At 54.7% G+C, this 21,890-nt stretch carries 15 protein-coding genes; 7 read left to right on the forward strand and 8 right to left on the reverse strand.

The features are described from left to right. Positions 1–128: 128 nt before the first annotated feature. The 3 genes from CGZ80_RS20945 to CGZ80_RS20955 all read right to left on the reverse strand — a co-directional run bounded on the left by CGZ80_RS20945 (position 129) and on the right by CGZ80_RS20955 (position 2,557). A complete protein-coding gene (locus CGZ80_RS20945; protein WP_094417643.1) occupies positions 129–824 on the reverse strand; it encodes a transposase in 696 nt (231 codons plus the stop codon). Between the two features lie 124 nt (positions 825–948). After that, positions 949–1,914, reverse strand: a complete 966-nt coding sequence (locus CGZ80_RS20950) for a hypothetical protein (protein ID WP_143544069.1) — start codon at positions 1,912–1,914, stop codon at positions 949–951. Positions 1,915–2,257: 343 nt separating this feature from the next. Continuing rightward, on the reverse strand, positions 2,258–2,557 hold the full coding sequence (locus CGZ80_RS20955) for a transposase (protein ID WP_315851427.1): 300 nt from the start codon (positions 2,555–2,557) through the stop codon (positions 2,258–2,260). Between the two features lie 346 nt (positions 2,558–2,903). Between CGZ80_RS20955 and CGZ80_RS20960 the strand changes: the two genes are divergently transcribed. The 3 genes from CGZ80_RS20960 (at position 2,904) to CGZ80_RS20970 (ending at position 9,536) form a co-directional block, all read left to right on the forward strand. Beyond that, a complete protein-coding gene (locus CGZ80_RS20960) occupies positions 2,904–7,349 on the forward strand; it encodes a bifunctional serine/threonine-protein kinase/formylglycine-generating enzyme family protein (RefSeq protein WP_094417645.1) in 4,446 nt (1,481 codons plus the stop codon). Positions 7,350–7,408: 59 nt separating this feature from the next. Continuing rightward, complete coding sequence (locus CGZ80_RS20965; RefSeq protein ID WP_094417646.1) at positions 7,409–8,491, forward strand: hypothetical protein; 1,083 nt, start codon at positions 7,409–7,411, stop codon at positions 8,489–8,491. A gap of 175 nt (positions 8,492–8,666) precedes the next feature. Next, on the forward strand, positions 8,667–9,536 hold the full coding sequence (locus tag CGZ80_RS20970) for a chemotaxis protein CheW (protein ID WP_158222799.1): 870 nt from the start codon (positions 8,667–8,669) through the stop codon (positions 9,534–9,536). A 5-nt stretch (positions 9,537–9,541) separates the two neighbouring features. On the opposite strand, the gene CGZ80_RS20975 is transcribed toward CGZ80_RS20970, so the two are convergent. From CGZ80_RS20975 to CGZ80_RS20985, 3 genes are read right to left on the reverse strand one after another with little or no spacing between them, the layout of a single operon-like run. Next, positions 9,542–10,987, reverse strand: coding sequence for a DUF1501 domain-containing protein (locus CGZ80_RS20975; protein ID WP_094417648.1), 1,446 nt, complete (start codon positions 10,985–10,987; stop codon positions 9,542–9,544). A gap of 15 nt (positions 10,988–11,002) precedes the next feature. Then, positions 11,003–13,975 carry a PSD1 and planctomycete cytochrome C domain-containing protein gene (locus CGZ80_RS20980; RefSeq protein WP_094417665.1) on the reverse strand — a complete coding sequence of 991 codons (2,973 nt, stop codon included), beginning with the start codon at positions 13,973–13,975 and terminating at the stop codon, positions 11,003–11,005. Positions 13,976–13,980: 5 nt separating this feature from the next. Continuing rightward, the gene (locus CGZ80_RS20985; protein WP_143544071.1) at positions 13,981–14,931 is read right to left on the reverse strand and encodes an alkaline phosphatase family protein; all 951 of its coding nucleotides are present in this window, start codon (positions 14,929–14,931) and stop codon (positions 13,981–13,983) included. 154 nt (positions 14,932–15,085) lie between these two features. Between CGZ80_RS20985 and CGZ80_RS20990 the strand changes: the two genes are divergently transcribed. After that, the gene (locus CGZ80_RS20990; RefSeq protein ID WP_094417650.1) at positions 15,086–15,478 is read left to right on the forward strand and encodes a hypothetical protein; all 393 of its coding nucleotides are present in this window, start codon (positions 15,086–15,088) and stop codon (positions 15,476–15,478) included. Positions 15,479–15,512: 34 nt separating this feature from the next. Here CGZ80_RS20990 and ggt read toward each other — a convergent pair whose 3' ends face one another. Further along, entirely contained in the window at positions 15,513–17,243 is a 1,731-nt protein-coding gene (ggt, locus tag CGZ80_RS20995) for a gamma-glutamyltransferase (RefSeq protein ID WP_094417651.1), read from the reverse strand. A gap of 120 nt (positions 17,244–17,363) precedes the next feature. Further along, on the reverse strand, positions 17,364–18,641 hold the full coding sequence (locus CGZ80_RS21000) for a zinc-binding dehydrogenase (protein ID WP_233148562.1): 1,278 nt from the start codon (positions 18,639–18,641) through the stop codon (positions 17,364–17,366). A 21-nt stretch (positions 18,642–18,662) separates the two neighbouring features. Between CGZ80_RS21000 and CGZ80_RS21005 the strand changes: the two genes are divergently transcribed. From CGZ80_RS21005 to CGZ80_RS21015, 3 genes are read left to right on the forward strand one after another with little or no spacing between them, the layout of a single operon-like run. Further along, positions 18,663–20,015, forward strand: coding sequence for a DUF5690 family protein (locus CGZ80_RS21005; RefSeq protein WP_233148563.1), 1,353 nt, complete (start codon positions 18,663–18,665; stop codon positions 20,013–20,015). 36 nt (positions 20,016–20,051) lie between these two features. Continuing rightward, a complete protein-coding gene (locus CGZ80_RS21010) occupies positions 20,052–21,218 on the forward strand; it encodes a TIGR03364 family FAD-dependent oxidoreductase (RefSeq protein ID WP_094417652.1) in 1,167 nt (388 codons plus the stop codon). Next, entirely contained in the window at positions 21,211–21,882 is a 672-nt protein-coding gene (locus CGZ80_RS21015; RefSeq protein WP_094417653.1) for a phosphonatase-like hydrolase, read from the forward strand. The genes CGZ80_RS21010 and CGZ80_RS21015 overlap by 8 nt, the downstream gene beginning before the upstream one ends. The last annotated feature ends 8 nt before the right edge of the window (positions 21,883–21,890 follow it).

The raw sequence follows: 21,890 nt of genomic DNA on the forward strand, positions 1-21,890 counted from the left end.
TCGTCGGCGGTGTCAGGTGGTTGTCTCACCAACAAAGTATGTCATGTCATCGCTCGACGCGCAACTCCGCCCAAAGCCCCTGGTTGCCCTATTGTGACTGCGCAAATTCCGTGCCGAACAGTATTGTGTCAGGACTCGTTTTGTGGTGATGGTGGTTTCTTTCTTGGTCGGCCGCGCGGGCGGAGGGTGGATTCGAGGTCTAGGCGGCGGGCAATTGACTCGACCCAGCCCGCATCGCCCAGCGGGCTACCTCGTCGGATCGACCAGCGGATCTGGTCGCGTTCGTTGTCTTCCAGCGGCGTGTTGACACGCTTCAGCCAGCCCGGCGGTCGGCGGATCGGCCAGGGGGAGAGAAGCTTTGGGTTGGGCTCGCTTGACTGGTTCCAGCGATAAAGCGATCCCCACCGCCAGTCTTCCGCTTTTGTCACTAGTCCGGCCCGCATCGCGTTGCGTTCGACGTAGCGACAGAGGGTGAGGAAATGATCGTCATCTTGGACCGGGAAGCTTTTGAATCTTCCCTGGTAGACGTGCCCTTCACCGGCGCTTTGGTAGTGGGCGTGGTATCGCATCGTGTGCGTCAGGCTGACCCACCGCAGGAAATGGCTCATCCCGCCATCTTCGGTCGGTTGCAGAACCAGATGCCAGTGATTGGGCATCAACTGGTAAGCTAGAACTCGGCAAGGATAGCGGCGAGTCCCTTCGGCAAGGATATTCTCGAAAGCCTCGTAGTCGGCAACTTTGTGGAAGATCGTCGCCCGCGCATTCCCTCGGTTGAGGGCATGGTAGATTGCGTTCTTCTCGTCGGCACGTTTCGGTCTTGGCATCGCGGTAGTGTAGTGGAGTCCGGACCAGTGGAAAAGAGTCCTGACACCTTTTGACTTCCCCGCAGTAGTTTAGCGAAGACCAGGATAGGAAAAAAGAGTCCTGACACCTTTTGGCTTCTCCCGCTCAGTCATCGAATGACGGTGGCAATTCTACGTTAGCAGTTGCGTCTCCCGATACGAACTCTAGGGTGGGTCCGTTGAAGTGAATTGATGGACCTATGACCTCGTACAGATGACCAATAGTACCTGGATCGCGTGAATAGAGTTTAAGTACTCGACCATCTTTTGTTATTTCAGATTTGGTTCCGTAAGCGACTTCGCCTTTTTTAACTTTCCATTCAGCCGCCCTCTCCGATCCGATGGTGAGAACCCGTACGGCATGGCGTTCACGGTTGCCTTTTGAGTTCGCAAAGTGCGCCAAGATCGATAGGGGCTTGCTTGCCAGGTCGTGTGACGTCATGCGACTCAAAATTTGCAAAACTCGCATGTACTGACGTTCGTGTTCTCCCGTCGTCGCGGCGACATGCTTTTTCTCTAACTTCATTGCAGTAGACAATCGCTCTTGCAAATTCGCTCCTGCTATACATCGCTCAAAAACCACGACATCGTGATAGACGACAAACGACGCGTCTCTGTTGAGTCCGAAAAGAACGATGCGCCAATTTTCGTAGTGTTTTCGCAGGACTTCTTGAAGCGATTTAATCAAATCCAGCGAAACAACAGCCTCAGTCCTCCATTCAATCGCTAACGTTCGATCACCCGTCGGAACAATAAGGAAGTCAGAATCGCTTTGAGCACTTTCTGGCTTTCGTGGAAATCTTAAGCCACAAGCTACCGCGCGATCGCGAACAGTGTCGATTACTGAATTCACCTCTGATTTCAATAAAGTTGCAAGCTCTGTTGTTGTTCTCAAACACGCTACGTCGTCGACCACTTGACTCTCTGGAATGTTGAAATAACCGGAGAACTCAGAAACGCATGGCCTCAATTTGACTTCCTGATATTCATTGCCATCCATCCGCGTCACCATTCCGAGGTATGAAAAAAAAATTCCAAAAGTTAGCCACAACCTGAAACTAGAAGAGATCATAGCCGGGCTCCCACTCGTCTTTTGGTCGAACTCGGTGTCGATAGGCATCATCAGCCGCAGCTTTTTTCGCCTTGAATCATGCGTCGCGAAAGTGTTGCCCAGACAAAGAACAACCTTTGCTGTTTAATTCGCCGACGAAACCACTTTGGTACGAAGTATCACTTCCAGATTGATGTGGGTGCCCACCAAAGAAATAAAATTCTGCTTTGGTCATGTTTCCTTTAGACTAGAAAAAAGGTGTCAGGACTCTTTTTGGGGTGAGGGTGGTTTCTTTCTTGGTCGGCCGCGCGGGCGGAGGGTGGATTCGAGGTCTAGGCGACGGGCAATTGACTCGACCCAGCCTTTATCGCCCAGCGGACTGCCCCGTCGGATCGACCAGCGGATCTGGTTGCGTTCCTTGTCTTCCAGCGGCGTGTTGACTCGCTTCAGCCAGCCCGGCGGTCGGCTGCAAAACCGGGTGCCAGTGGTTGGGCATCAGTTGGTAGGCAAGAACACGGCAGGGATAGCGACGAGTCCCTTCGGCAAGGATATTCTCGAAAGCCTCGTAGTCGGCGTCCTTGTGGAAGATCGTCGATCGTGCATTCCCTCGGTTGAGGGCGTGGTAGATCGCGTTTTTCTTGTCGGCACGTTTCGGTCTTGGAATCGCAGCAGTCTAGCGAAGGCTGGGGTGGGAAAAAAAGTCCTGACACCTTTTTAGTGCGTGATGGTTCGATGCCTATCTGTGGAGGGGGGCGGTGCTGGGTAAATTGCAGGTTGGATCGGGGGTTGAGTGTGATTGGGGTTTCGTGACGTGGTGTGTCCGTTCGCTTCGCATCTGTGCTAGAATGGGACACTTGCGAAGATCGCTGGGGCTGCGTGTCGCGACTTATCTTTTCGGAAATGCCCGAGCGTGACGCTTGGTCGGTGATGGTCCGTTGTCAGATCCACCGTCCGAGCCGAGGCGACAGAGACGAACCTTTTGCAATGACGCACCTGCGTTCCGGGAGCATATGTCCGACGAAACCCGCGCCTTCGACGAAGAAAGTCGGGATGACGCAACCGTAGACTCCAGTCAGCCGTCTGATTTGGTGTCACGAGTCGCCGATCAGACGCTCGGCTCTGACGATGTTTCCGTTGCCTCATCGTCGGGAAAAACGACTCGCACCGTACACGGAGATGCTTCTGGCAACAGCAATGATGCCGAGGCATCCGGGCAAGCCGAAGGCGATTTTGATGACGAAATCTTCTTGGGCGCGGGACCGCAGATCGGACGTTATCGCGTTGATCGTCGGCTTGCTTCGGGAGGGTTTGGCAACGTCTTTCTGGCGACCGATATGCAATTGCAGCGTCGCGTGGCGATTAAGATCCCGCACCAGCATCGGATGTCTAAGTCGTTCAACGTGGAGCGATTCCTGGAAGAAGCTCGCACGATCGCAAGCCTGGATCACCCCGGAGTTGTGCCGATCTATGACGTCGGCAAGCTGCACGATCGATATTACATCGTGTCGAAGTTTATCGACGGTGAGACGTTATCGAAGTGGATCGAGGCCCCGCGGTCGGGAAGTCAGAAGGTCGCGATTTTGAAGTCCGTTGCCGAGACGCTGGATTTCATCCACCAAGAAGGCATTATCCATCGTGATATTAAACCAGCTAACTTGCTGCTTGATGAAAACGAACGTTGTTACCTGACCGACTTTGGGTTGGCGATGCAGGTCGAAACCCTGGTCCGCCGCAGTGGCAAAATCGGTACCTATGCCTACATGAGTCCCGAGCAGGCACGCGGTGAGAATCACTTGGTCGATAATCGGTCTGACTTGTTCAGTTTGGGTGTGGTCATGTACGAGATGCTTTGCGGCACTCGTCCGTTTGCAGGGGAGAGCCCAGAAGATACGCTGGAGTTGATCTGTGGGTTCCAGCCGCCTCCGCTGCGAGAACACAATCGCGAACTACCGAAGGAGCTTGAACGGATCTGCATGCGTTTGCTCAGCAAGCGGGCCACGTTGCGTTATCAAAATGCGGGGGCATTGGCAGACGACTTGGCTTGGGTGCTGGAACGCGCTTCGGAGAGTGATTCATGGAAGTCGATGGTGCCGACAGGGACTGTGCGTCGTGACCCCACGATCAGCTCTGACGGCTCTAAGAGCGCTGATCTGTTGGCGGGAATTGTCCCGCGTGGGCTCCGCGCATTTGATCAAGAAGACGCGGACTACTTTGTCAAGCTTTTGCCAGGGCCGTTTGATCGCGATGGCTTGCCCGACAGTATCCGGTTTTGGAAGCGTCGTATCGAATCACGCGACTACGAGACGGCTTTCCGGATCGGCGTGATTTACGGAAAATCAGGATCTGGGAAGTCATCGTTCGTCCGTGCGGGGTTGCTGCCGCGGCTTTCGTCTTCGACAGTCGTCTGCTTTGTGAGTGCGACACCAGAAGATACCGATCGACAAATCTTGTTGTCGATTCGTCAAAAGATTCCGACGCTGCCCGATGGCTTGTCGGTCACCGAATCGATTGGCTGGATTCGCCAGAATCCGCAGGCGTTACGCGGTGCGAAATTGTTGTTGGTCATCGATCAGTTTGAGCAATGGTTGCACGCCCACGCCGGTCAAAACAACACCGCTTTGGCGTTGGCCTTGCGTCAGTGTGATGGCGAGCACGTCCAGTGCCTGTTGTTGGTTCGCGATGACTTTTGGATCGGCGTCAGCTGTTTGGCAGACGAGTTGGAAGTCGAGCTGACCCGGAGCCGCAACCTGGCGATGCTGGACCTGTTTGATAAACGGCATGCTCGTCGGGTGCTGGCCGAATACGGACGTGGATACGACCGATTGCCTGATCAGTTGACGAAGTTGGATTCCGACCAATCAAAATTTCTTGACGAAGCGATCGATGGCTTGGCTGTCGAGGGGAAAATTGTTCCGGTCCAGTTGGTGACCTTTGCCGAGATCATGAAGGGGCGTCCTTGGAGCACCAAATCGTTACAGCAGATCGGAGGTATCGACGGAGTCGGAATCAAGTTCCTCGATGAGTCCTTCGGTCCCACCGCGCCGGCGGAAAGTCGGACACATGTCGAAGCGGTTGAGCGTGTGCTCGCGTTGTTGCTGCCGGAAACCGGAAGCGATCTAAAAGGGGCAACCAAAAGCGAAGAAGAGTTGCGTCAGGTTGCGGGATATGGTCAAGACCGGCGTCGCTTTGCCGCGTTACTGACGATTCTTGATAACGACTTGCATTTGATCACGCCATCGGATTCGAAGTTGCAATCGAAAGGCGAAACGCGGCAGTACCAGTTGACGCATGATTATTTGGTGCCGGCGATTCGTGGTTGGCTGAATCGTAATCTGCGAGCGACAATGCGTGGACGTGCGATGTTGAGCTTGGCGGATCGTAGTGAGGTCTGGAATTCGCGCAAAGAGAATCGCCACCTGCCGTCATGGCCCGAGTGGTTCAAGACGATCGTGTTGACACGGGCATCGCAGTGGGACGAAAAGCAGCGTCGGATGATGAACGTTGCAACAAAAAAGCATGTGCTGGAAAGCGTTGTCGTCGCCGTTATCGTTTCTTCCGCGATGATGCTTGGTTATGGATGGATGGTGCGTTCACGTGCGTTTGCCATCACGGAGCAACTGCGGACGGCAAACTCGGATGATACGACCGAGATCCTTGACCAGCTTGAGCACAATGCTTATTGGAGTTTGCCTTTGCTACATGAAATGGCCGACCAAAATTCAGCCATCTCGCGAGCGGGGATCCATTCACGATTGGGAATCCTGCATTTGTTGGGGTCACGGTCGGGCATGGTGGACCAGTTGGTTGACGCTAGTGCAAAGATCAATCGAGATAGCTTGTTGGTGGTGTTGTCAGAGTTGCAACGATGCAAACTCGCTAAACGCCATGTGGAGCATTGGTGGGAGATCGCGATAGGCGAGAAATCTGACCAAGAGGAAAAAGTTAACGCAGTACTAGCGTTAGCATCCTTTGCCGAAGACGACCCGCGATGGGAAAATCAGAAACTGGCGTTCGCCGAACAGTTGCTGCGTCACATGCAGTTCCATACAGACGAGGAGGCCATCATTACCGACCACGTGCGATCGTCGGCACAAAGTTTGTATGAACCGTTTCACAAACTTTTTGTCGAGCAGTCTGACTCTGCCCTGGGGCTGCAAGCACAGCGGATTTTGAAGGACGTTTGGGGCGGCAATATGGATCGGATGATTGAGATTTTTGTCGATTCGGGCTCCGAAACGATGCTGCCGATTGCGGGGAACTTGGACCGCTTTTCCCCCGAAGTATTGATTCCGAAACTGCACCAAGTGATCCGGCAAAACGCCGCAGCGAACGACAGCGATTTGTGTCCGATTCGTCAGGCCAATGCGTCCGCGTACCTGCTTCGAAAGCGTAGTTTTTCGCCCCATTTGGACCTGTTGGCATCCCATGCAAATCTGGAGATTCGTACACAGATTGTCGAGCGAGCGGCGTTGTTGGATGCGCCGGCTGATTACGTCAACGACTTAGTTCAGATGACGGATGATGCGTCGGTGAAGGCTGCGTTGTTGTTATTGCTGGGGACTTCGAAACGCGAAAATTTCACGCAGCAATCGCTTGAGCAATCTATCGAAATTGGGCGATCGCTATTCGTTTCGTCGCCCGATGCTGAGCTTCATAGCGCTGCCTGGTGGATGTTGGGGAAGCTCGAGCGGACGTCGCAATGGCTTGACGGACAAATGGTGGAACTTGCCGGTCAGAAGCAACAGGGAACTCAAGATTGGTACATCAACGAGACGGGGCAAACTTTTATTCGGGTTGATGGGCCGAAGCAAGCGATTGACGTTTGTGTGACCGAAGTTACTCGGGGAGAATTCGCAGAATTTGATGAGGAGCATCCATTACAAAAAGACCGCCAGGAGTTCAACCGACGTTGCCCCACGGACCAAACGCCCGTCATCTTGACCGATTGGTTCGATGCCGTTGCGTACTGCCGATGGTTGACCGAACAAGAAGGCCTTGGTGAAGAAGATCAATGTTATCCGCCGACCGTCGATGAGCAAAAGGGGGTCGGAATCTACAGCGACTTTCGACGACGTCGCGGTTACCGATTGCTGTTTCCAGACGAATGGGAACATGTTTGTTTTGGCGGGACGGAATCGACAACCTTCGGATGGGGCAATGACCCCAAATTGGTTAGTGCGTATGGTTCGAAGGCTGGACAGTTTCAGGTGAACACGAGCGTTACGTCGATGAAGCCATTGCCAACGGGAGTGTTCGGCATGTATGGCGGTGTCCGTGAATGGTGTGTTTCGCGAAATCATGCGAATGGACAACAGCCGATTCGTGGCGGAGACATCGATGACACGTTGGCCGACCGTATTCGACTAAGCCATAGTGGTAGTGCGGCCAAAGGCACTTATTACTATTCGATCGGATTCCGTATTTGTCGCGCTGCCGAGTTGATTGACGAGAATTAGCGATTGGCAAATCGAAGTGACATCCATCTTGACCATTGGATTAGAGGAGTTCGGAATACATGAATCGTGATCCGAGCTCCTGCCCAAGCCGCGTCTCTCTGCCGCAAGGCGATGGCGAATATTGCCAGCTGATTCAAGATTTGGTCAACGATGTGGCGGCCGATCCAATTCGGATCGATCATCAAGCGTGTCAGGCTTGTTGTGGCAGTTTCCTACCAACGTCTGAAGACTGGAACCCAGTGGTCGCGTCGAAGGTTTTCGAAATTGCCGATCGAGTGTTGCAACAAGCTGATCCGTCGCGAGAAGCTTGGCAAAAGGCAACGCAACTTGTCGATCATGCGATCAACCAGTTGCCAATTGTGTTGGCCCATGAAGACGACTTGGTTGACGATCGGCAGCAGCAAGTTCACGAGTCGTGCATTAATCGCGAGCAGTTCGAAGAGCGGTTGCCGCGGCCAGAGGTGACCGATCCGGTTCATTCGCCAGTGAATTGGTCAGTCGCGATCACCACCGCACCTCGTCGGCAACCGACGCTTCACGAGACCGTTGGCAGTCTAGAGGCCTGTGGGTGGACATCATTCGGTATCGTCGTCGATGGTGACGAGGGCTGGAGCGACTCGGGCAATTGGACGGTGCTGGACAAGCGGACGCAGTCGATCGGGGCTTGGCCGACTTGGGTCGAGACATTGCGCCGATTGTATCAGTGTGGCGCCGACGTCTTGATGATCGTTCAAGACGATGCACTGTTCCCGCGTATCGATTGTTTGCGTGATGCGATCGAATCTTGCTTGTGGCCTAATGACCGATCAATTGTTTCGCTTTATACGTCGACGGATGACATGCTGGATGACAATCGTTGGCAGGCCCATCCGAGACGATGGCAACTCGGCGCATTGGCAATGATCTTTCCCCGTTCGCTCGCAGCGGATCTGCTCACGATGGTCGATCGAGGCGAGCTAGAGATCGTCCGGGGGAATGCCGGAATTGACACCCGCATTGGTGTTTGGGCCGAACGTCAGGGCATCGAAGTCTGGCACCCGTCACCAAGTCTGGTTCAGCATATTGGGCAGGTCAGTGCGGTGTGGCGATCGTCCCGCGCGGTTGGTTTGCGACGCGCCAGCCGCTGGATTGCCGATGAATGATGGTCGTCTGTTTGTCCTGCGACGGGCGCCATGCCATCGGAATGCATCGGCCGAGTAAGGGTTTGCCGCCACGAATATCGTTTTAGGCGAGCGACGTCGTAGAGTGCAGTATCTCGGATGCCCGCTCATCCGCGATCTCTTTCGCAAACCACGGTTGATTTCAACGATGATCGGAATGAATGGAGCAGGAGCTGATCCTTTGCTGATTTGCAAAGTCGGTGGAGAATCGTATGCGATTCGGGTTGATTGCGTGCTCGAGTTGCTCGCACTGCAAAAACTTACGATCACGCCTTTGCCAGGGATGCCGTCGCATGTCGAAGGCATGATCAATTTGCGTGGCCAAACACTGTGCATTCAAAATGTGCGGAAAATGTTCGGTTTGACCAGTCTGCGGGACGAGAGCACCGAAATTATCCAGATGTTGGACGATCGGGAGCATGACCACATTCAGTGGTTAAAGGCACTGGAGGCGTTCGTTCATGACGGCACCGAGTTCAATCTGGCGACGGATCCGCATCAGTGCAAATTTGGAAAGTGGTACGATCAGCTCATGGCGGATCCGATTGAGATGAACCGCTTCGCAAGAGACCAGCTCGCCTTGGTTGACACCATGGGTCGATTTGATGCACCGCACCGGCGGATTCATGAAATTGCCGATAAGGTTCTAGCCTTGGTTGCAAAAGGGAATTGCAAAGAAGCGAAACAAGTTGTCAATCAAGCAAAAACAAACGAACTGCGTGAACTAAAAGATTTGTTTGCAAGTGTTCGCCAACTTGTCGAACGGTTCCATATCGGCGTTGTTGTCGTTGTCGAACGTGATGGCGTGCGTGCGGGATTGGTGGTCGATAGCGTTTGCGACGTCAAAGAATTCCAAGACGACAATTACTTGCCCCACAGCTTGCTGAAGGACGATGGGTGGGTGCAAGGATTCGTTCAGGATGAAGAAACGCACGATTTGATCCAAGTCATCCGGTTGGATATGGTTTCTGGGTTCACCCCAGAGCGGCCGAAGCCTCAAGTCTCCGAGCTAGTCAGCACCACGTAATTTCATCACGACACCATGTCACGCAAGACATGGCCATGAACGTCGGTAAGGCGGCGATCGATTCCGTTGTTCTTGACGGTTAACTTCGTGTGGTCGATGCCCAATTGATGGAGCATCGTCGCATAGATGTCATAGACCTGCGTCGGATTACTTTGGTCAAGCGGACGGAATCCCCATTGGTCGGATTCGCCATAGGTGCCGCCTTTGATGCCACCGCCGCACAGCCAGTTGGTGAACACGAACGGATTGTGGTCACGGCCTTCGCTGCCCTGCGAACACGGCATGCGTCCGAACTCGGTGGTCCAAAGGATCAGCGTGTCTTTCAGCATGTCACGTTGCTTGAGGTCGCGAATTAACGCGGCCGCGCCGGTCGCCATTCCCATCGCAAGCGGTTCATGGTCACGTTTGATGTTTTCGTGCGAGTCCCAGTTGCGACGTGGGAATCCGTTGTCATTGCCGCTCCAGATCTGAATGAACCGGACTCCGCGTTCAAGCAAACGGCGCGCGATCAGGCACTTTCGCCCAAAGAACTCGGTCTCCGCTTTTGTATTGATCGTCCGATCGTCGACTCCAGGGCCTTCGCTCGACAAGCCATACATGTCACGGATGTATTGAGGTTCGTCGGCGAGGTTCAAGGCATCGCTGGCGCTGAGTTGCATCTTTGCGGCCAGTTCGTAGGACTGCACGCGGGCTTTCAAGCGATCGTCGCCGGGACGTTGTTCGGCGAAGTCGGAGTTCAATCGATGGAGAGCACGCAGCCCATCGCGTTCGCTGACCGAGGTGATGAATGTGCTTTCCGGTGCGGTTAGATTTGCAATCGGTTCGTCGGATCCGACACGAATTTGCGTGCCTTGGTATTCGGCTGGTAGAAATGCAGGAGCCCAATTTTTGGCGCCGTTGGAAGCGAGTCCGCGATGGTCAGGGAGGACAATGAACGAGGGCAAGTTCTCGGTTTCGCTACCGAGTGCGTATGAAACCCAAGACCCGGCGCTGGGGAATCCGGTGAAGCTAAAACCGGTCGTTTGCAGCAAGGTTCCTTGGCTGTGCACGCCGGTTTTGCCCACCATGTTGTGAACGAATGCGATGTCATCGACGACTTCGCCAAGCGGCGCGACGATGTCACTGATCGGTTTGCCGTGTTCGCCATAGGGGCGGAATTTCCAAGGGCTGGCTAAGCAAGCACCCGGAGTGCTTTGGAACAGCTCGACTGTTTCGCCTGGATCCCAAGGTTGCCCATGATGGCGTTCCAATATTGGTTTATGGTCGAACAGGTCGATGTGACTTGCCGCACCGGCCATGAACAATTGGACGACGCGTTTGGCTTTTGGCGGATGGTGAAGCGTCTGTGTAAGCTGGCCATCGCGGGCCACGAGGTCATCAAATGCGAGTCCGGCAAAGATTCCGGCACTGCCGCCAAACGTTGATTTTAAGAACTGTCGTCGACCAAACATGGTGCCTCCTTTCAACTAGTCCAAGTAGACAAAAGCGTTCAAGTTAAACAGGATGCGCGCGAGGTTGGCCGGTCCGTGGTCGCGTAAGTGTTCGTGTAGCACCTTCGATTCCAGTTCATTCGGCAAGCGTCCGAGGGAAAGTTGGCAAGCAAAGTCGACTTGCTGATTTGGATTGACGTTGTGTGTTCGAATTCGGTCGGCGAAGTGACGTGCAGCGTATTCGACTAGACGGTCATTCCAATAGGTCAGGGCTTGCAAAGCCGTGGTGGATTCGTCGCGTCGCGGGGTGCTGATCGAGGGATCGGCACAGTCGAGGGTTGTGAGCATTGGTTGCGGCTGAGACCGTACGACGAATCGATAGATTGAACGTCGATGCGAAGCGGTTGATTCAAAATCGTGTTGATCGTATTGGTAGTGCGGTGAGTGCTCGGGCTTTTCGATCACAAAGTCTTGAAAGCTTGGTCCGCCCATCGAATCGTCAAGCGTGCCGGCGATCGCGTACAGCGAGTCGCGGTATTCCTCGGCGGTCAGACGTCGTCGATTGGCACGCCAAAGCAGGGCGTTGTCTGCGTCCAGTGCCGCCATCTCCGGATCAACCCGGCTCGATCGTTGGTAAGCCTCGCTGGTGACCAGCAAGTTGACTATCGAGTGCAGCGAATGATCGGGATCGTCACGCAATCGCGCCGCAAGGTAGTCCAATAACTCGGGGTGCGAGGGGGTGGTTCCGCCGCGGCCAAAGTCGTTTGCGGTGCCGACCAATGGTTGGCCAAAAGTCCAGCCCCATAGTCGGTTTGCAATCGATCGCCATGCCAGCGGGTTGTCGGTCGATGTCAGGTAGCGTGCCAGTTCGGCTCGTGCGATTCCTTCGTCCCAGTGGTCTTCGTCGACGAAGGTTTCTGGTGCGGTGTCCCAAAGCGGAGGAGCACCTGGACGCATCAATTCCGAGGGGCTGCGCAAGTCACCACGTAAGAGTAAATGGATCGGACGTGGCTGACCGTTGGTCGGCAAAAATTGACCTCCGGCGTCGAAGGACGTGGCGGCAGCGTAAACGAATTTGCCAGGTGGGATTTGGTTTCGTGCGGCGATGGCTGCGTCTATCTGGTCGCGTAGATTTCGCAGTTCAGACTCAACCTGTTCGGAGCGACTGCGACGTACCAGTTGCTGACGCTCGCGACGAAGTTGTTGCAGTCGCTCCATCGCGTCATCGTCGGTCAGTTCTTTGAAGTAGATTCCGTCGACGACGTTTTGTTTGCCCCATCGGACGGGCGCTTCAATGGTGTCTTTCGCAGTGACGTTGCAATTCAAAGCCACATTGTGCCGATCTGCAATCGCTTCGATTTCAGCGATCGCAAAGATAAAGTCATCGCTTCGTTCGGCAAGCTGCGTTGCCGTTACCCGTATGAACTGGATCGGTTGACGGTCACTGGCGATGTTGATCGTGACGCATCCAGGGTTGGGTTGGTCAGAACCACTGGCGTCGAAAAGAACGCGGTGTCCGTCTATCAAGCGTTCATCGAGTGCGACGTCGACCCGGTAACGGACTGGGAAACCAAACCCGGCACCGATACCAGCGAACTCATCGAACGCAGGGAATAGCTTGATTTCGTCGATCAGGCGAGGGCTGCCCAAATCGATCTGAACCCATTTTTCTTCGTTGGGGTTCGACGCGATTTGGCTGTGGTATCCGAATTGTGGCTGCTGCGGTTGCTCCGTTCTAAAGCGTTGGGTTAGCTCGGTAATCTTGAGATCAATTGGTGCGGTTTGTTTGGCGGTCAAGTCCTGCTGTTGTCGTTGATGGTCGTCACGGCGGGATTGAAGTGCGGTGATTTGGCGATCAAGTTCGTCGGCGCGTTGTTGGGCGGCAGAACGACCGGCAAAGACTCGGTCGGCGCGGTCAACTGCAGAGAAGACGGCATGCAAGCGATAGTAGTCTTGCATTCGGATGGGATCAAACTTGTGATGATGGCACTGTGCGCATTGAACGGTGGTGCTTTGGAAAACATTGAACACCGCCGAAATCATTTCATCGCGGTCGAGGTGCTTGGCAATCCGTCCATCGAGCTTGCCTTCGCCGACTTCCCAATGGCCGATGAAATCCCAGGGACCTGCGGCCAGAAATCCGAGTCCTAAGACGCCGTCGGGATCGTTGGGGAACAAGACGTCGCCGGCAACCTGTTCTTGGACAAATCGGTCGTACGGTTTGTCGTCGTTCAAGCTGGCGATTACATAATCGCGGTAGGGCCAAGCGTTGCTGCGAGGTTTGTCTTTGTCAAAGCCATGTGTTTCGGCATACCTGGATACATCTAGCCAATGCTGGCCCCATTTTTCGCCGAAACGCTTCGATTGTAGCAACCGCCCAACGAGTGATTCCCATGCCGCTTGTTGGTCGATTTGCCAGTCAGCTAAGAACGCTAGCGATTCAGCCGGGGTGGGCGGCAACCCTGTCAGGTCGTACGTCACTCGCCGCAGCAAGACTTGTGGTGGTGCCTTCTCAACAGCCGCCATGCCGCGACTGGAAAGTGCCTGATTGATGAACGCGTCGACCGGATTGGCGGCATCGCTTTCGGGGACTGGCGGACTGGTGATCGGTTTCAGCGACCACCAGTCTTTGTCGCGAACGAACGATTGGTGTAACTTCACTTGCGCCGGCCATTTCGCTCCCTGGCGGATCCATTTTCGCAGGGAATCGATTTCTTGATCGCTCAGCGGTTGAGCGTCTTTGGGCATCGAAGCATGCCCGTCGACCGGAGTGACCAGCTCTAGTAGATAGCTGTCATCCGCATTGTCGAGGTCTAAGTACCCCGACGCGATCAAGTCTTCAGCTGTTGTGAGTGAGAAATCCCCTTTGCCAAGCTGCTCGTTGTGACAGTCGAGACAGCGTTGTTGCAGTATCGGTGCGACGGTTTCCGCGAAGTCATCGTCCGCAGACGCGAATGAAAACGTCGTGGTGAAGGCGATGACAAACGCAACCCAACGATCATGCGACATGCGGTTCATTGGCCTGCTTCAGGTTCAGCGGTGGTGGCGAGTCCGACCGGTTTCCCGTCCAGTTCCCACTTGGGATCGAAAGCGACGCCCAAGTGTGCGAGGGCGGTCGCCGGTACATCAACGACGAAGGTCGGTTGATCGATCAATCCGCGTTTTGCGGCTTGGCCACTTACGATCAAAAACGTCGTGTTGATCTCGGGGACTTTGTGTCCATCACCGTGGCTGACGCCGCGACCACCATGGTCTGTCGAGATAATGACCAGCCAGTTTTCGTTCGCGTAAGTAGTGCGTGCACGTACGGTCGAGAGGATTCGTCCGATCTGTGAATCCACCGTTTCGATTGCCTTTCGATAGGCTTCGACCGAAGGGTGGAAACCGTAGTGATGGCCCGTTTCGTCGATTGCTCCCAGGTAGACGTTGATCGCATGGGGAGCTGATTCTGCAAGGAACTCGCAAACGTCCTTAGTGATTACTTCATCTTTCGCGACATAGTCTTCTGCACCTTCGGCGGGATAAACTTTGCGGGTGTCAGCTTGAGAAACGATGTATTGATCGATCGGTTCCCAATCCACAAAGGACGCAGTTTGTGCACCCGGAAAGGCTTCCTTCAGCCGTGCGAAGAAGTGCGGGAAATGATCGTAGTTGCGGCCTTCGAAGCTATTGTCATTGACGCCATGTTTGTCGGCCCAGACGCCGGTCAGAAAACTTGACCAACCAGGCCCACTGACGGTGTTGTTGCCTTGGTAGCGTGTTCCAAGAATTTTCGTCGTTTCGCTGAACGCCCCTTCCGCAATCAAGCGATCGATATGGGGTGTTTCCGCTGCCATCAAGGCATCGCAGCGGGTGCCGTCAATCCCGATGACCAGCACATGGGATGACGGGGCTTGCTGAGCCGAGCTTTGCGTGGCCGGCAGGCTGAGCAGGGCGATGAGGAACAAATGGCAATGTCGGTTCACGATCTTAGGCTCAGAATGAAAGAGGCTGGCGAGAGGGTATTTTAACCGAAGCCACGTCGCACCGGATCAGATTGCGACCTAGGCTTGGGGGAATCGGCGCAAGCTGTGTCTGTGTTATCGTGGAAAACGCTCTTTTTACGTTGGAAAGCTCGAAATGAATTACTTGGATGAACTTCGAGGCATCGTGCTGGCCGATCGCAAGATCACTCCTAGCGAAGTGACCCTGATCGAGCGTTATTTGGTCGCGGACAAGACGCTGGATTTAGACGACGTCAAGTTCCTGGTCGAGCTGATGAAGGCAGCGGACGAGGTTTGTCCGGAGTTTGACGCGATCCTGTTTCCCTGCGTTCGCAGCGTGATCTTAGAAGATGGGCAGGTGACGACCGATGAATGTTTGGTGCTGATGGAATTGTTGTGCAGCGGTGACGAAATCCGGCAGAGCGAACGCAACTTGATCGACAGCATTTTTCAGCAGATCAAATCACCTTCACCAGAATTCGTCCGCCTTTACAACGCCGTCTTTGGAGCGGCGTGTTCCGTCAACTAAGCGTCAAGCTGTCACGAGCTGTTTCGTGGTTGCGCTAGTATCCGACAGCCACGCCGTCTTTTCGCGATTCGGTGGCACCGCGAAGGATGCCGTTTTCGTAATCAATTTGAATCGCTTGGTATCCACCGAATCCGCCACGAACGCGTGCGATCCTGTGTCCGCGGCGCAATAGTTCTAAAATCGCCGCTTCGCCAATCCCTGCTTCGACGTTGACGGTTCCAACGCCGTCAGCGACCTGGCCAGTTGGTTGCTGCGAGCCGACATGACGAACGCGTGCTGCATCGCCGGCGGCCTGAACGTTCATTTGAAAGTCAATCATGTTGACGAGGACTTGCGTGTGGCCTTGCGGTTGCATGTCGCCGCCCATCACGCCGAAACACAACCAAGGCAAACCGTCTTTGGTAACCATCGCGGGAATGATGGTGTGGAACGGTCGCTTGCCAGGTTCCAGCCGATTGAAGTGATCCGGATCGAGCGAGAACAGCGAGCCGCGGTTTTGTAGGGCGAAGCCTAGTTCGCCCGGAACGTGTTTGGATCCGAAGCCGTAATAGTTGCTTTGGATCAGCGAACAGCAATTGCGATCTTTGTCGACCACTGTCAAGTAGATTGTGTCGCCGTGTTGTAGCTTCGGATCTCCGGCATCGACATTGGATGCCGCCTTCGACGGGTCGATGCGTTTTCTTTGTTGGTCGGCCAACGGTTTCGAAATCAGTTCGTCGATCGGCAAGTCATTGAACTCGGGATCAGAATAGAACTTTGCACGATTGGCGAACGCCAATTTCTTGGCTTCGATCAGGGTGTGCAGGTAGTCGGCGCTGCCGCGTCCCATCGACGCGATGTCATAGCCTTCGAGGATGTTGAGCATCTCCAAGACGGCGATGCCTTGCCCGTTCGGTGGCAGCTCCCAAACGTCATAGCCGCGATAGTTTGTCGAAACAGGTTCAACCCAAGTCGATTGGTGTGAAGCGAAATCGTCGTTGCTAAAGTAGCCACCATTGGCTTGGCTGTAGTCAACGATTTGCTGCGCAATCGATCCTTGATAAAACGCATTGCGACCGTGCTCAGCGATTTGTTGATAGGTCGCGGCGAGACGTTCGTTCTTGAACACTTCGCCTTCGACGGGCGAATGTCCGTTGGGCAGAAACGTCGCGGCGGCATCAGGAAGTTTTTTCAGCGACGGTTCGGCGCTTTTCCAATAGCTGGCGATGATTTCGGTAACCGGAAATCCTTTCCGTGCATATCTGATTGATGGGGCAAGCAAGTCCGGCATCGCAGTCTTGCCAAATCGATCGTGCAATTCGAACCAGCCGTCGACGCATCCGGGGACGCTCCAGGAAAGTGGCCCGTCGATCGGGATTTCGTTTAGTCCTCGTGCTTCGAATACGCCTCGGTGAATTGCCTTGGGGCTGCGTCCGCTGGCGTTTAGCCCATAAAGTTTCTTTGTTTTGGCATCCCAGTAGATCACAAACAAGTCGCCGCCGATTCCGCAGCTCATCGGTTCGACCAGCCCCATCATCGCGTTGGTCGCGATCGCCGCATCGACGGCGTTGCCACCCGCTTTCAAGACGTCCAATCCGACTTCGGCGGCGAGCGGATGGCTGGTTGCAACCATGCCTTCGGTGGCCAGAACCGTCGATCGGGTTTGATGTGTCTCGCCAGCGATTCGGTCATACGATCGTTGGGCAAATGCGGTCATCGGAGACAGTGATGCGAGCGTGAGTGTGAACGCGGCTGGCAGGAGACGGCCAAAGCGGACAGCAACCATCAATCATTCCTGTGGGGGATCGTTTGAAGACGCAGTGGGAGAGCGAACCGAAGGCGATCACTTTAGCAGAACGTGAGTGGTGACTTGGCGATGAATCCGCCAAGCGATGTGCCGACGGCTTTATTCCGTCGCAAGGTCGAGCTGGGAACCGTCGCCCAGTTGAATCGCAGCACGAATGGGGCGTTCAGCGAGCGCGAATTCAAACGCTTGCTCCGCTTGATCGAGCGGGTAGGGTTGGCTGACAAGTTCTGCGAAGGGGTATTTGATCTGCGCTGCTTCGAGGAACCGGACGGCTTCGACGAGGTCTTCGGTGATGTAGTTGTGTAAGCCACGGATTGTCAACATTCGGCGCAGGATCGTTTCGGGCGACAGTTGCAACGGATCGCTTGGGAACGTCGAACCTGCCAGCAAAGCCAGGCCGCCGATGCGGATCGATTCCAAGCAGCACTCCACCGCGGGTAAGAAACCTGCAAAGTCAAACGCGATATCAACACCGCGGCCTTCGGTCAGTTGTTTGATTTGTTGGGGGATGTCGCAATCATCGGGGGACAAGATCGTCGTCGCACCGAATCGCTGGACCAGTTGTAAACGCTTGGCATCGCGGTCGACGACGATGATCGATCGGGCGCCGGCTTCGGCGAGTTGTGCCGCAGCAGTGATCCCTAGCATCCCCGCGCCAACGATCATCGCAGATGCGTGTTCGATTGCATGTGTTTGGCGTGTCAGTCGCAGTGCCGCGGCAACCGTTGCCGTGGCACAGTTCGCGGGACAGGCCACCGCGTCTGGGATTGAATCAGGAATCGGAATCACCGGAGTTCCTGGAATCAACACGCACGATTCCGCCAGTCCACCTGTCGGGTGTTGGCGAATTGATTCGTGACCGTACTTGAACAGCGATTCACACTTTTGGCTCAAGCCCCGCGTGCAGTAAAAGCATGAACCACATCCGACGGCCATTGCCCAGGTTACACGTTGGCCAATCGAGAGCGGTTGTTCGAAGACGTCGGTTGGGATGTCGGTGCCGCCCCAGCCATCGACCAGACCAACGATTTCGTGGCCGAGAACGCACTGCGGTGGTGCACTTCGCCTGCCCGTGTAGGTATGCAGGTCACTTCCGCAGATGGTGCAAAACGTCACACGAATTCGAACTTCGCCATCAGCCAGTGCTGCGTCATCAAAGGCTTGTTTGGCTAGCGAGCGAGATTCTGGATCAAACAAAAAAGCGTGGCGTGTCATCGAGGCGGTACGTTCCAAGGGGCTGGTGACAAACAGTCCGAGCGGAGTGAGGTCGCGAACGCCTGACCAATATTTGCGCAAGCTTTCGTGAAGAGTTGGTGATTCAACCGCACAGGCATAGCTCGTCGGCTGATGTTCGACATCATCTGGATTGCAAGCCAAGTTGATGACGAGTGAGTTCGATTGCCAGAAGACGAAACTGTGAAGGATCCGACCAACAATACATTGTCGCGTTGGCTTGGACGAGCACCCGGGCCGCTATTTAGCGCGTACTGCATTGCGGCTGCGTTTGGCACGTACTTTTGTATGTATGCGTTTCGCAAGCCGTTTACTGCGGCGACCTACGAAGACGCGATCTGGTTTGGCATCGGTCTAAAGACGATCTTGGTCGCTTCGCAAACCGCCGGGTACACGCTGTCGAAGTTTATCGGCATCAAAGTCGTTTCCGAAATGCCGGCGCGATACCGTGCGGCAACCATATTGGTGTTGATCGGGATCGCCGAAGCGGCACTGCTGCTGTTCGCGATGACGCTAGCGCCATGGAACGCGATCTGGCTGTTCGTGAACGGTTTACCGCTGGGGATGGTGTTCGGCTTGGTGCTGGGATTTTTGGAAGGCCGCCGAGTCACCGAAGCACTTTCCGCAGGTCTTTGTGCGAGTTTCATCGTTTCGTCCGGATTCGTAAAATCGGTGGGTCGGTCGTTGATGTTGGATTTTGGGATCAGTGCCAACTGGATGCCGTTTGTCACCGGCTTGCTGTTCGTTGTTCCGTTGCTGATTTTTGTTTGGATGCTGGCGAAGATTCCTCCGCCTTCGCAGGCTGACGAGTCGCTGCGCAGTAAACGCACACCGATGGGAAAAAGCGAACGTCGGTTGTTTTTGCGTCGGCACTTTTGGGGGCTGACAGGTTTACTGACGATTTACATGTTGATCACGTTGGTGCGAAGTATTCGCGATGACTTTGCGGTGGAGATCTGGCGTGAGCTAGGCGTTACCGATGAAACGGACGTGTTCGCACGATCGGAATTTTGGGTGATGTTAGGCGTGATCACGATCAACGCGTTTGCGGTGATGATCAAAAGCAATCGTGTCGCGTTTCTGACTTCTATTGGGTTGATCGGTAGCGGCTTCTTCGTCGTGATCGCGTCGATCATCGGTCAGCGCTCAGGGATCCTGTCACCGATGAGTTTCATGGTTTTGATCGGCTTTGGGATGTACATTCCCTATGTCGCGTTCCATACGACGGTGTTCGAGCGGATGTTTGCGGCGTTTCGGGAAGTCGGCACGATTGGGTACTTGATGTACTTGGCTGACGCGATCGGCTACCTCGGATACGTCGCCGTGATGGTGTTTCGCAATACCGACACAGGAAAGCGTGAATACTTGAACCTGCTCAATTGGCTTTCCTTTTCCGTAGCGGTTGTGTCGATGGCCATCGCCGTGTTGCTAGGGATCTACTACTCTCGTCGTCTGCCGCGGCACGACGGTGCAACTCCAGAACTGGAATTGTCAGCGGCAACGTTGGAAAACGCGTGAGCGGAAACTTTGACCAGCATCGGGCGAGCGAGAACCATGGAACACAATCAAGCTGACATCCTGATCATTGGCGGCGGTGTGCTGGGCGCTTTTCATGCTTATCACGCATTGCGAAACGGGCAACGCGTGGTGCTGTTAGAGCGTCATGCCGCGCCCCAAGGGGCGACGGTGCGAAATTTCGGGCAAGTGGTTCCGTCCGGTCTGGACTCGCAATGGCAACACTACGGTCGCGAGAGTTTGCAGATTTACCAGGACCTGCAAAGCGAGATTGATTTGACCGTCCGTCAGCTTGGCACGATCTATCTCGCGTCTGATGACGAAGAGCTTGCATTGATCGATGAGTTGCACGCGATCAATGCCGCGAATGATTATCCGTCCGAACTCTGGTCGACGGGGCGATGCTTGAATCGTTTTCCGCAATTGCGTGCGGACTACTGCCGCGGCGGGTTGTTTTTCCCAGCGGAAATTTCGGTCAACCCACGACAGATGATTCATCGACTGCATCAGTGGCTGGCTGGACAATCGAACTACCAAAGCTATTTTCGTTCTTCGGTACAGGATCTGTCCGTTGCGTCAGATGGCCGTGTCCAGGCAATCACGTCTGACGGACGGACGTTTCGAGCAGCGAAAGCAATCCTATGCTGCGGCAGCGAGTTTCGAGCTCTGTTTCCTGAAGTGTTCCAGCGTAGTGAACTCGAAACGGTCAAGCTGCAGATGATGCGGTTGAAGCCACAGCCGGGTGTAACGATTCCAGGCAATGTTTTGACGGGGCTTTCGATTCGTCGCTATGAAAGCTTCGCACAATGTCCCTCTTGGAAAGCAATCAAGGCGAACGAGCGAGCCGATTCATTCGCAAAACGATGGGGCATTCATCTTCTGTTCAAGCAAGAGCTTGATGGCGGAATCATCCTCGGGGATTCACACGAATACGCATCGGTTGCCGAGTCAGACGGCCTTGGGTTTGACTTGCGATCGGATATCGAACACTACTTCCTCGCCGAGGGGAAAGAGATTTTTGATTTGCCGAGTTGGGAAGTCGAGTCTCGTTGGTTTGGTCAATATTGCCAAACGAATTGCCCCGACGGCATCTACAACCGAACGATCGACGATCACATCCACGTGGTGACGGGGATTGGCGGGAAAGGGATGACCAGCAGTGCGGGATACGCCAGGTCTTCCATCGAAAGGATCCTTCATGATTAAACTCATCGTTTTTGATATGGCCGGTACCACTGTTGACGAAGACAACGTGGTTTACAAAACCGTCCGTGCCGCGATCAATGCGCGTGGCTATGATTTTTCCCAAGATCAGGTTCAAGCTGCCGGAGCTGGCAAAGAAAAGTCGCAAGCGATACGCGATGTGTTGGCCAGCGGCGGTGACGCACCGAGTGACGACGAAGTCGCATTGATCTTTGCCGATTTTCGAGAACGATTGGCAAAAGCCTACGCCGACTTGGATGTACGAGAACAGCCCGGTGCCAGCGAGCTGTTTGCAGAGCTGCATTCGCGCGGGATCAAGGTGGTGCTGAATACGGGGTACGATCGCGCGACGGCGCAATCGTTGATCGATAAACTTGGCTGGAAGGTTGGCGACCAAATCGACGCGTTGGTCACCGCAAGCGATGTCACGCACGGACGCCCCGGCCCCGACATGATCCACAAAGCGATGGAGTTGACCGGGGTTGCCGAGCCAAGCCATGTCGCGAAGATCGGCGATTCGGAAATCGACATCGAAGAAGGGAAAAATGCAGCGTGTGGGATGACGTTCGGGATCACCACGGGGGCTCAAACCGCAACTCAACTCGCCAGCGCCAATCCGACGGCGATCTTGAACCGTTTGGCAGACTTGATCGACGCGATCGGTTGATTGAATTG

Origin of the sequence: Rhodopirellula sp. MGV (assembly GCF_002251265.1) — a bacterium.
GTDB lineage: Bacteria > Planctomycetota > Planctomycetia > Pirellulales > Pirellulaceae > Stieleria > Stieleria baltica_A.